Origin of the sequence: Clostridium sp. (assembly GCF_036569345.1) — a bacterium.
Classification (GTDB): Bacteria; Bacillota; Clostridia; order Clostridiales; family Clostridiaceae; genus Clostridium_AD.
Map to the genome: position 1 here is coordinate 22,995 of NZ_DATCQT010000179.1, position 11,888 is coordinate 34,882.

Annotated in this window: 11 protein-coding genes, 1 tRNA gene and 1 other RNA gene; all 13 read left to right on the forward strand. The window is 32.6% G+C overall.

Annotated features, from left to right (window positions below; genetic code table 11):
• The first annotated feature begins 55 nt into the window (after window positions 1-55).
• The 13 genes from VIM70_RS18665 (at window position 56) to VIM70_RS18725 (ending at window position 11,231) form a co-directional block, all read left to right on the forward strand.
• Complete coding sequence (locus tag VIM70_RS18665) at window positions 56-1,435, forward strand: fructose-specific PTS transporter subunit EIIC (RefSeq protein ID WP_331947288.1); 1,380 nt, start codon at window positions 56-58, stop codon at window positions 1,433-1,435.
• A gap of 236 nt (window positions 1,436-1,671) precedes the next feature.
• Complete coding sequence (gene nuoE, locus VIM70_RS18670; protein ID WP_331947289.1) at window positions 1,672-2,166, forward strand: NADH-quinone oxidoreductase subunit NuoE; 495 nt, start codon at window positions 1,672-1,674, stop codon at window positions 2,164-2,166.
• A gap of 38 nt (window positions 2,167-2,204) precedes the next feature.
• Window positions 2,205-2,609, forward strand: a complete 405-nt coding sequence (locus tag VIM70_RS18675) for a (2Fe-2S) ferredoxin domain-containing protein (protein WP_331947290.1) — start codon at window positions 2,205-2,207, stop codon at window positions 2,607-2,609.
• A 38-nt stretch (window positions 2,610-2,647) separates the two neighbouring features.
• Window positions 2,648-4,441, forward strand: coding sequence for an NADH-quinone oxidoreductase subunit NuoF (locus tag VIM70_RS18680; protein ID WP_331947291.1), 1,794 nt, complete (start codon window positions 2,648-2,650; stop codon window positions 4,439-4,441).
• A gap of 24 nt (window positions 4,442-4,465) precedes the next feature.
• A complete protein-coding gene (locus VIM70_RS18685) occupies window positions 4,466-6,202 on the forward strand; it encodes an NADH-dependent [FeFe] hydrogenase, group A6 (protein WP_331947292.1) in 1,737 nt (578 codons plus the stop codon).
• 156 nt (window positions 6,203-6,358) lie between these two features.
• Entirely contained in the window at window positions 6,359-7,132 is a 774-nt protein-coding gene (gene lgt, locus VIM70_RS18690; RefSeq protein ID WP_331947293.1) for a prolipoprotein diacylglyceryl transferase, read from the forward strand.
• Between the two features lie 185 nt (window positions 7,133-7,317).
• Window positions 7,318-7,407 (forward strand) — tRNA-Ser (locus VIM70_RS18695).
• 10 nt (window positions 7,408-7,417) lie between these two features.
• An RNA gene (ffs, locus tag VIM70_RS18700) (signal recognition particle sRNA large type) lies at window positions 7,418-7,682 on the forward strand.
• Between the two features lie 84 nt (window positions 7,683-7,766).
• The gene (dnaX, locus tag VIM70_RS18705; protein WP_331947294.1) at window positions 7,767-9,383 is read left to right on the forward strand and encodes a DNA polymerase III subunit gamma/tau; all 1,617 of its coding nucleotides are present in this window, start codon (window positions 7,767-7,769) and stop codon (window positions 9,381-9,383) included.
• Between the two features lie 181 nt (window positions 9,384-9,564).
• Window positions 9,565-9,903, forward strand: a complete 339-nt coding sequence (locus VIM70_RS18710) for a YbaB/EbfC family nucleoid-associated protein (protein ID WP_331947295.1) — start codon at window positions 9,565-9,567, stop codon at window positions 9,901-9,903.
• A gap of 40 nt (window positions 9,904-9,943) precedes the next feature.
• The gene (gene recR / locus VIM70_RS18715; protein WP_331947296.1) at window positions 9,944-10,540 is read left to right on the forward strand and encodes a recombination mediator RecR; all 597 of its coding nucleotides are present in this window, start codon (window positions 9,944-9,946) and stop codon (window positions 10,538-10,540) included.
• 60 nt (window positions 10,541-10,600) lie between these two features.
• Window positions 10,601-10,879, forward strand: a complete 279-nt coding sequence (locus tag VIM70_RS18720) for a DUF2508 family protein (protein WP_331947297.1) — start codon at window positions 10,601-10,603, stop codon at window positions 10,877-10,879.
• Window positions 10,880-10,976: 97 nt separating this feature from the next.
• On the forward strand, window positions 10,977-11,231 hold the full coding sequence (locus VIM70_RS18725; protein WP_331947298.1) for a pro-sigmaK processing inhibitor BofA family protein: 255 nt from the start codon (window positions 10,977-10,979) through the stop codon (window positions 11,229-11,231).
• Window positions 11,232-11,888: the final 657 nt, after the last annotated feature.

Below are 11,888 nucleotides of genomic sequence, written 5' to 3' on the forward strand. Positions count from 1 at the left end.
TTTTTCACAATAATATAAAAAACATTTATAAAATAAACTAAATAGGGGGAAAATTATGAAATTTGTAGCTATAACTTCATGTCCAACAGGAATTGCACATACCTATATGGCAGCTGAGGCACTTTCTATGGCTGGAGAAGAAATGGGTATTGAGATTAAAGTAGAAACTCAAGGGTCTGTAGGAGCGGAAAACAAATTGACAGAATCAGAAATAAGAGAAGCAAGAGTTGTAATAATTGCAGCAGATACTAACGTTTCAAAGGAACGTTTTGTAGGAAAGACTATACTTGAAGTTGGTGTAAAAGATGCAATTAAAGATGCAAAAGGACTTATTCAAAAGGCAATAGATATGAAAATAGAAGATAAAAATACTGCGAAAAATATTAGTGAAATAAAAGAAGAAAAGGTTGAGAGAAAGGGTGTTTATAAGCACCTTATGACTGGGGTTTCTTATATGATTCCTTTTGTAGCAGCTGGTGGTATTTTAATTGCACTTTCTTTTGCTTTTGGAATATATGCATTTAAAGTACCAGGATCTATAGCCGAAGCCTTAAAGACAATTGGTGGCGGTAATGCCATGGCACTTATGTATCCAGTACTTGCAGGGTTTATAGCATTCTCTATAGCAGATAGACCGGGTCTTGTACCGGGTATGGTTGGTGGTATGCTTGCGGCAACGGTAGGTGCTGCATTTCTAGGTGCAATGGCAGCAGGTTTCATAGCTGGTTATACTGTAGTTTTCTTAAAGAAAATAATAAAGTTACCAAAATCATTACAAGGTTTAATGCCAGTTATAATATTACCTGTTTTATCGACATTAGTAGTAGGGCTTGTAATGATATATGTTATTGGAAAACCAGTAAGTGCTTTAACTGTGGTAATGTCAAAATACTTAACTAATTTAAGTGGAGCAAACGCAGGCTTTCTCGGAATTATTCTTGGTTTAATGATGGCTTTTGATATGGGTGGACCATTTAATAAAGCAGCATATACTTTTGGAGTGTCAACTTTGGCATTGGCTCCTACGTCAGCTATAATGGCTGCGGTAATGGCGGCAGGAATGACTCCTCCACTAGGAATTGCGCTTGCAACAGTTATAGCAAAAAAGAAATTTACAGCAGAAGAAAGAGAAGCAGGAAAATCTGCTTGGGCATTAGGTGCTGCATTTATAACTGAGGGTGCTATACCATTTGCTGTAGCAGATCCACTTAGAATAATACCTTCAACAATGACAGGTGCTGCAGTTACCGGGGCGTTATCTATGATATTTAAATCAGCAATAGTAGCTCCTCATGGTGGTATATTTCTCTTATTTATCCCTCATGCAGTTACTAATTTAGGCGGATATATAGTAGCAATAGTTGCTGGTACAATAGTAACTGGGGTTATGGTTTCAATATTAAAGAAAGATGTTGTTATTAAAGAAGAAAATTAGTAAATTTAATTAAGGTAAAAGTTTAAACACCTCAGAAAGCATTTCTGAGGTGTTTTTATTATGCAAAAAGTTTAGTTCATATTGTATACCGAATATTGTTAATATTCAGTAATTATGCGTTTACATCAATAATAAAGTATTGTATGATTGATTTATAAATTGTTATAAATTAACATTAAATCCATATAATGAAAAATGAAAATATTTAATAAATCTTAGGTTAGGAGATGATTTTATTGACTGAAGAAAAATGTTGCTCAGAATGTGGGGAAAATGACATTAGATACGAAAAAGTAAGAGACATCGCTAAAGAATTTAAAGTTATGAAAGGCGCTTTAATTCCAGTACTTCATGAAGTACAAAAATTATTTGGATATCTGCCAGAAGAAGCATTAAGAATAGTAGCGGAAGAAATTAATATACCTATGTCCGAAATTTATGGAGTATCAACCTTTTACTCGCAATTTACTTTAGAACCTAAGGGGGAACATATAATTAAGGTATGTCTTGGTACTGCATGTTATGTAAAAGGATCGCAAGATATTTTAGAGAGATTATCTAGTGTTTTAGAAGTAGAAGTTGGAAAGACAACCAGCGACGGTAAATTTACTTTGGAAGCTGCTAGATGTCTTGGTGCATGTGGATTAGCGCCAGTTCTTATGGTAGATGATAAAGTATATGGAAGGTTAATTCCTGCTGATGTAATAAGGATAATTGAAGAATATAAGTAAAAAATCAGTTTAGCAAATTGATTTATGGAGGGATATTAATGAAGACCATACAGGACCTTGAAGAGATAAGAAAAAATACTTTTAATATAGTTAACCAAGGACTAGATAGAAAAAGCATAAGAATTGTTGTCGGAATGGCTACTTGTGGAATAGCGGCAGGGGCAGAGGAAGTTTTCGACGCAATAGTAGATGAAGTTAACAAGCTTGGATTATCTAATGTGGTAGTAGTTAAGACAGGTTGCATTGGTGTGTGTAGATTAGAACCGATTGTAGAAGTTATAAGACCAGGAGAGGAAAAAGTAACTTATGTTCAGATGTCACCATTTAAGGCAAGAAGAGTTGTAGCTAGTCATGTATTAGTTGGAACAGTTAGAGATGAATACCTAATGCATGTAATTAGGGGAAAAATCATTAATGATTATACATTAGATAACGATTATTAATTATTATATGCCCCAAAGAAGTAGAAGGAGGGATTATATTGGAAGTTTACCGCTCTGAGGTACTTGTTTGTGGAGGAGCAGGATGCACTTCTCCACAAACAGTAGATCTTTATAAAAGCTTAAAGACAGAAATAAGAAAACATAACTTAAATCATGAGATTGAAGTATTAAAAACTGGTTGTCTGGGGCTTTGTGAAATAGGGCCTGTTGTAATAGTTTATCCAGAGGGTGTTGTATATAACAAAGTAAAAGCTGAAGATATTGAAGAACTCGTAGAATCACATTTTATTCATAATAAAGTGTTAGAACGTCTCGAGTATAAAATTTCAGAAGGTGAAGGTAAGATAAGAAATCTTAATAAACTAGATTTTTTTAAAAAACAATTAAGAATAGCTTTAAGAAATTGTGGAATTATAGACCCAGAGAATATTGATGAGTATATAACATTGGATGGATATAAGGCGTTGGAAAAGGTACTTACTTCTATGTCTCCAATAGACGTTATTGAAAATATTAAGAAGTCTGGACTCAGAGGACGCGGTGGCGGAGGTTTTTCTACAGGGATGAAATGGCAATTTGCAGCAAAGCAAGAGAGAGATGAAAAATATATAATTTGCAATGCGGATGAAGGTGACCCAGGTGCTTTCATGGATAGATCAGTTCTTGAGGGGGATCCTCATTCAGTGCTGGAAGCTATGACTATAGGTGGGTATGCTATAGGATCAAACAAAGGGTTTATATATGTTAGAGCGGAATATCCACTAGCCGTAGAAAGACTGGGCATTGCTATTAAACAATCTAGAGAATATGGTCTACTTGGGGAAAACATTTTAGGAACAGGCTTTAATTTTGATATAGAATTAAGACTTGGAGCTGGCGCTTTTGTATGTGGAGAGGAAACTGCTCTTATGCAGTCAATTGAAGGTAAACGAGGTATGCCTATGCCAAAACCACCATTTCCAGCTGTTAGTGGACTTTGGGGCAAGCCTACAATTATAAATAATGTTGAGACTTTTGCAAATATTGTTCCTATTATGCTAAAAGGATCAGATTGGTTTAACGGAATAGGTACAGAGAAAAGCTCAGGGACAAAAGTTTTTGCTTTAGGAGGCAAAATTACAAATACTGGCCTTATAGAAATCCCTATGGGAACAACACTTAGGGAGACTATTTTTGAAATAGGTGGAGGTATACCAAATGCAAAAAAATTTAAAGCAGTTCAAACAGGAGGCCCATCAGGTGGTTGTATTTCAGAAAAATATCTTGATACTCCAATTGAATATGATACCTTAACTGCCCTTGGATCCATGATGGGATCTGGAGGTATGATAGTTTTAGATGAAGATAATTGTATGGTTGATGTAGCTAGATTTTTCCTCGATTTCACAAAGGATGAGTCTTGTGGTAAGTGTACTCCATGCAGAATTGGAACTAAAAGGTTACTTGAAATGCTTGAAAAGATCACTAAAGGGAATGGCGAAATGGAGGATATAGATAAACTTGAACATTTAGCTATGGGAATAAAAAAAGTTGCATTATGTGGACTAGGTCAGACTGCACCTAACCCAGTGCTTTCTACTATAAGACAGTTTAGAGATGAATATATTGCACATGTGAAAGATAAGAAATGCCCAGCTAAAGTTTGTAGGTCTTTGGTGCAATATGAGATTTTAAAGGACAAGTGCAAAGGCTGTGGATTATGTACTCGTAATTGTAATGCAGGTGCTATTACTGGAAAATTGCAAGAAGCTCATGAAATTAACCAAGATGTATGTGTGAAATGTGGAATGTGTATACACATATGTAGATTTAAAGCCATTGTTAAAAAATAATAATTATCTTGGGAGGTGAATAGAATGGAAATGGTAAACTTGATTATAGATGGAATAAAAGTAGAAGTTCCCAAAGGAACTACAGTACTTGAGGCATCAAAGTTAGTTGGAGCTAAAATACCTACATTATGTTTTTTAAAAGAAATCAATGAGGTAGCTAGTTGTAGAATGTGTGTTGTACAAGTAGGACAAAAATTATTGGCATCTTGTACACTCCCAGCTGAAAATGGTATGGATATAAAAACTAATACTGCTGAGGTTCGAGAAGCTAGGAAAATGGTAGTTGAGTTATTATTATCTAATCATAAGAGAGAATGTACAACTTGTATAAAAAGTGAGAACTGCGAATTGCAAACAGTAGCAAAGGATTTAAATATCAGAGATATAAGATATAGTGGAGAGAAAAGCAAAGGAAGTTTGGATGATTCATCATGCTCAATAGTTAGAGATACTGAAAAGTGTATTCTTTGTGGAAGATGTATTGCAACTTGCGGAAAGGTTCAAACTGTCCATGCAATAAATTTTTCGGATAGAGGATTTGAGACTAAGGTTACAACTATATATGAGAGGCCACTCAAGGAATCTGTATGTATAAATTGCGGTCAGTGTATTTTAGCATGCCCTGTGGGAGCACTACATGAAAAGGACAGTATAAAACCCGTTTGGAAGGCTATAGAAAATCCAGATAAGTATGTGGTGGTTCAAACAGCTCCATCAGTAAGGGTTGCAATAGGTGAAGAGTTTGGTTTGCCCATAGGTAGTAGAGTTACAGGAAAAATGACATCAGCCTTAAGAAAATTAGGATTTGATAAGGTGTTTGATACTGACTTTGCGGCAGATCTAACTATTATGGAAGAGGGAACTGAGTTATTAAATAGATTAGGTACAGGAGAAAATCTTCCACTCATGACATCTTGCTGCTCAGGGTGGGTAAAATTTGTTGAACACAATTTCCCTGATATGATTGCTAATTTATCCACTTGTAAATCACCAAGTGAAATGGAAGGGGCTTTAATTAAAAGTTATTTTGCAGAAAAAATTGGTGTTGAAGCTAAAAATATTGTAGTTGTTTCAATTATGCCTTGTGTCGCTAAAAAGTTTGAAGGCCAAAGGGATGAACTATCTAATGATGGTATGATGGATGTAGATTATGTTCTAACTACGAGAGAACTCGCTCAAATGATTAAAGAGGCAGGTATAGATTTTGTTAATCTAAAGGATGAAGAGTTTGATGATCCCTTTGGAGAATCTACTGGAGCTTCAGTAATCTTCGGAGCAACTGGAGGAGTTACGGAAGCTGCACTAAGAACTGTATTTGAACTCTTAGCTGGAAAGGAATTAGAGGAAATAGAATTTTCAGTTGTTCGTGGCCTCACAGGTATAAAGGAAGTAACCATAGAATTGCCAAATGGAAGAAGTATAACTGCAGCGGTAGCTCATGGACTTAGTAATGCTAGAAAATTAATGGAGTTAGTTAGAAGTGGTGAAAAGCATTATGACTTTATTGAAGCTATGGCATGTCCTGGTGGATGTGTAAATGGTGGAGGACAGCCAATAGTTAATCCACAAATAAAAGAAAAAATAAATGTTAAAGAAGAAAGAGCAAAAGCTATATATGATGAAGATAAAGCTCTACCTATTAGAAAATCACATAAAAATCCACATATAACCAAAATATATAAGGGGTTTTTAGGAGAGCCGAATGGCCATTTAAGCCACAAGTTATTGCATACTGAATATATTATTAGAAATAAATTCTAAATATTTCTCTTTACTTTTTTATCATATTCAGACATTATTGTAATAGGATTAAATCAAAAGAATCAAGTTTAATTTAAAACTTGATTCTTTTAATTATCTGTATTAGTATTTATATAAATAAATAACAAAAGAGTAATAGAAAAGGAGTGGGTGTTTATGGATCCAATAGCTTTTACTGTATTTGGATTAACTATTAGATGGTATGGTATTTTGATTGCAACAGGAATGATGGCTGGAATTATATTAGCTAATTATACTTCTAAGTTAAAAGGTCTTGATTATGATGAATTTTTAAATATTGTATTAATATCTTTTCCTATAGCTATAATTGGAGCTAGAACTTATTATGTAATATTTGAATTTAATCAATATAAGGATAATCTAATAGAAGTATTCAATATACGTCAAGGTGGCCTTGCTATACATGGTGGAATTATATTTGGTATGTTAGCAGCATTTATATACACTAGGTATAAAAAAGAAAATCTCTTAAAATTTGCAGATGTGGCAGCACCATCTATAATTATTGGGCAGGCTATAGGCAGATGGGGTAATTTCTTTAATAGTGAAGCTCATGGAGGACCGGTTACTCAAGCATTTATAAGCAAATTCCCAGATTTCATACAAAGGGGAATGTTAATAGATGGAGTGTATTATCACCCAACTTTTCTATATGAATCAATATGGGATGTCATAGTCTGTTTATTACTAATTTATTTGTTAACTAAAACATTTAAGGCAGGGACTGTGTTTTTTAGTTATATAGGATTATATTCTCTTGGAAGATTTTTTATTGAAGGATTAAGAACTGATAGTTTAATGTTTGGAGGTATAAGAGTAGCGCAATTAATAAGTTTAGTAGGAATTGCTATATGTATTATATTTATTGTTATAAATCATAAGAAAAGAGATTTTAAAAACGAATTATGATATATGTATATATGAAAATAATTTGAGAATGATAATATAATATGGATATTGAAAAGAATATTTATATTATATTATCAATGTTTTAAAAAAATATATTAATAAATAACTATTGAAATTAGTATTTATTCATAGTATAATTATCTATATTGCACTAAACAGTGTATATAAATATAGAAATGATTTATGGAGAGATGTCCGAGTGGCTTAAGGAGCATGCCTGGAAAGCGTGTGTAGGGGCGACTCTACCGAGGGTTCGAATCCCTCTTTTTCCGCCATTTTATATTTCCGTACTAGCCGGGGAGTTAGCGGTGCCCTGTACCTGCAATCCGCTACAGCAGGGGTGAATTCCTCGCTTAGGTTTTGAGACGTGTGGTCTGCCCTGTATAAGTGGTGTTGAGAATTGGGCCCCACGCAATGGAAATTTATGAACCCCGTCAGATCCGGAAGGAAGCAGCGGTAAGTGAAACCTTCCATGTGCCGTGGATCAACCTGATTTGAGCTAACTGTATAGGTAACGCGCATTGTTTATAAATCGAAGCGAGGTGTACGGTCTACATAAGAATTATAAGATGCCTTTATAGGCATCTTTTTTTATATATTCAAGTAATACTATTATTTGGAAGAGGTGAAATTTGTGGCATATATGGCTTTATATAGAGAATGGAGACCGAAAAATTTTCAGGATGTAGTAGGGCAGGATCATGTGACTATAACTTTAAAAAATCAAATAAACAGTCATCGAATAGCTCATGCATACCTTTTATGTGGTACAAGAGGAACTGGAAAAACTTCAACAGCTAAGATATTAGCTAAAGCAGTTAATTGTTTAAATTCGGATAATGGAGAACCTTGCAATGAATGTGAAATGTGTTTAAAGATAAATGCAGGAACAGCAATAGATGTGACTGAGCTAGATGCAGCATCACATAATGGAGTAGATAATATTCGCGACATAATCGAAGACGTTGCATATCCACCTCAAGAAGCTAAGTATAAAGTATATATTATAGATGAGGTTCATATGTTATCAATAGGGGCAGTTAATGCTTTCTTAAAAACACTAGAGGAACCACCAAGTAATACAATATTTATATTAGCAACAACTGATCCTCAAAAACTGCCAATAACCATACTATCTAGATGTCAAAGATTTGACTTTAAAAGAATAAAAAGTGCAGATATATTTGAAAGACTTCGAAAGATTGTAACAAAGCAAGGCATTTTAGTGGAAGATAATAGTTTGAAATTAATATCAAGAATTTCTGATGGAGCTATGAGAGATGCTTTGAGTATTCTAGATCAAGCTATATCAATGAATGACGGCGCAGTTGAATATGATAACGTTATAAATATGTTAGGCCTTGTAACTTCTGAGAGCCTTACAAAACTCTCAGATTGTGTAATAGATAGAAATATCGAAGGGGCAATAAAAAGTATAAATGAAATAGTTGCTAGTGGTAAGGATATATTTGTGTTTATAAAAGATATGACTACGCATATGCGAAATCTTTTGATGGCTAAAGTAAGTGAAAATGTAGAAGATATTTTAGATATGTCCAGTGAAAATATAGGAATTTTAAAAAAACAATCATCTAAGATTAGAGTAGAAGAAATTATGAGGAATATAAAGATACTTCAAGATGCCCAGGAACAAGCTAAATGGAGTAAGCAAAATAGAATTTATTTAGAACTTGCAGTAATTAAAATGTGCAAAATTGAATATGATACTTCAAAAGAAGTATTATTATCTAGAATAAACAAATTAGAAGAAATAATAAAGCAAGGAAAAATAACTGTAGCCTGTGAGAGCATAACAACTAAGGTTCCAGAAAAAAATGGTCCTAAGACAGAAAAAGCATCAAAGAAGAAAACAGAAATAAGACCTGTGCAAAAGCATAATGCTAATTCTAATTTAACGGTAGACATTGTTAAAAAATCATTTAAGGATATTTTAGATATGTTTAAAGCTAGACGCCATATGGTTATATATGCTTCTTTAATGACAGGAGAAATTCTGTCCTGCGATGGAGGGGTAATAGAGCTAGGTTACGAAAAACAATTTTCCTTTAATAAAATAAGACTTGAGAAAGAGGAGAATAGAAATATAATAGAGGAAATATTTTCTGAATTACTAAAAGAACCAGTAAAGATAAAATATACTATAGAATCTGATGAGAAACCAGTTAAATCACCAGAAGATATACTAAAAGAGACATTTGGAGAAGATCTTGTGGAAATACTTGACGAATAAAAAATATTTACTTATTTAATGGAAATTATTATAGGTATTAGTATATAATAATATAATAGACTAGCAATATATATCTTTTTAGATTATATATAAATATAATTTAGTTTTATTTATTATAAATCTAGAGGAGATAAATATAAATTTTTATGTTTTAATATTTAATAAATAGGAGGTAACTATTATGGCAAAAGGTGGATTTCCAGGTATGGGTGGAAATATGAATAGTTTAATGAAGCAAGCTCAAAAATTTCAAAAACAAATGGAAGATATGCAAAAGGATTTGGGAGACAAGAAATTTGAGGCATCTGTTGGTGGTGGAGCAGTAACTGCAATATCAAATGGAAAGAGACAACTTATTGAAATAAAAATAAAACCAGAAGTAGTAGATCCAGAAGATGTAGAAATGCTTGAAGATTTAATTATGAGTGCTTGCAACGAAGCTCTAAAGAAGGCTGAAGATGAATCAAGTAACGAAATGGGTAAATTAACAGGCGGAATGAACATGCCAGGAATGTTTTAATAAACAGTAGTTTAAGCTACATTGTTATGAGGTGACTAGATTGGATTTTTATCCAGTAGCAATAGAAAAACTTATTGAAGAATTTGCTAAACTGCCAGGTATTGGGCAAAAAACAGCTCAGAGGCTTGCATTATTTGTTCTAAATCTTCCTAAAGAAGAAGTAGAGGAGTTTGCAGGTGCTCTAATTAAAGCTAGAGGTACCATAAAATACTGCTCTGTATGTGGAAGTTTTACAGATGCAGATCCTTGCGCGATTTGTTCTAACCCCAATAGGGATAAGAGTATTATATGCGTAGTTGAAAATCCAAAAGATATAAGAACTATGGAAAAAGTAAGGGAATTTAATGGTGTTTATCATGTTCTTCATGGAACAATATCCCCAATGGCCGGACGAGGGCCACAAGACATAAAATTAAGAGAACTTATAAGAAGAATAAATGGAGAAATACGTGAAGTAATAGTAGCAACTAATCCAAACATAGAGGGAGAAGCTACAGCTATGTATATATCTAAAATATTAAAACCTTTAGGCGCAAAAGTCACTAGGATTGCACATGGCATTCCAGTTGGTGGAGATTTAGAATATATAGATGAAGTAACTCTTTCTAAAGCTTTAGAAGGTAGAAAAGAAATATAGAATAATACTCCTGTTTTATGTCAAGAATTTAAAAAAGATATAAAATGGGAGGTTTTTATTATGAATAGGAAAAAAATAATACAGATATTATTTTCCAACATGAAATATACAGAGGAACACAAAGATATTATAATGCAGTTAGAAGAAGCTAAGATTGAGTGGGAAACTGCAAAAAGATACTTTCAAGTGGCGGATGACCCTAAACTTGTGGATTATGCAATTTATAGAGAAGATCAATCTAAAGCTAGATACATATATTTTTTGCTAGAAGCTAGAAGAAAAGGTGTAACCATTGATGCTAGTTATATGATAGAAGAGCTTGATGCTATTAATAGGTAAAAGATTGAAAAAGATAATAATATTGAAAAAATATAACGTTAATAAAATATAATAAATAATAATATAAAATTAAGAATTGCATAGGGGGAACTTGTATATGGATGTTGCATTATATTTTTTGATTGGTATAGTAGCAATGATAATTGTGGTCAAGCTTTTTTCATGGCCATTAAAAATATTAGGTAAATTAGTATTGAATGCTGTTTTGGGTGTCTTGCTTTTATTACTTGTTAATTTTGTAGGCAACTATGTGGGAATAACTATTGCAATAAATCCGGTAACGGCACTTATAGCAGGATTTTTAGGGGTGCCAGGAGTAATATTTTTAATAATATTTGTTACATTTATGTAATGTAACTATGGTGGTAATATTTTATATTGGTAATAATTTTAGGTAGGGTAATATAACTTATAAGTATTTATAAGGGATATTACCCTATTTGTTTTATATAAAAGCTTTAAATATAGTATATTTGTAGAGTATTAAGGTGAATATATAGTATATATTTTAATTTTAGAGATTATTAAATTTGGCGTTCACTTATTAGATGTTAGTAAGAATTATAAAAATAACTATCCTGGTGTATCAATATAAGATATATAGAGATAAAGTTTAAAAATCAAAGAATGAGAAGCCTGTTTTATTTTAATTACTTTAAATTAAATTGTATGGGAAATGTTCTATGATAAAATGTTCCTTGTCGTTATGAGTTAAAAACGATAAAGGTAATGTTTGATAAGTTGACAATTAATATTTTAAAATACCTTTGTGTAATAATGAAAAAGTTGTTGACAAAACAAAAAATACCTAGTAAAATAGTAGAAGTCGTCGGTTGACGGCAAGTAACAAATTGGTCTTTGAAAATTAAACAGAGAAATAGGTAAAGAAATGAAATAATATTTTATTTTAACCAGTTAATTACTTTAGTATAAAGTAATATTTTAGTCGTAAGACTAAAAAGTATGTAATGAGCTCGCGTTAACAACTTAATCGTTGGTATTCAACTTA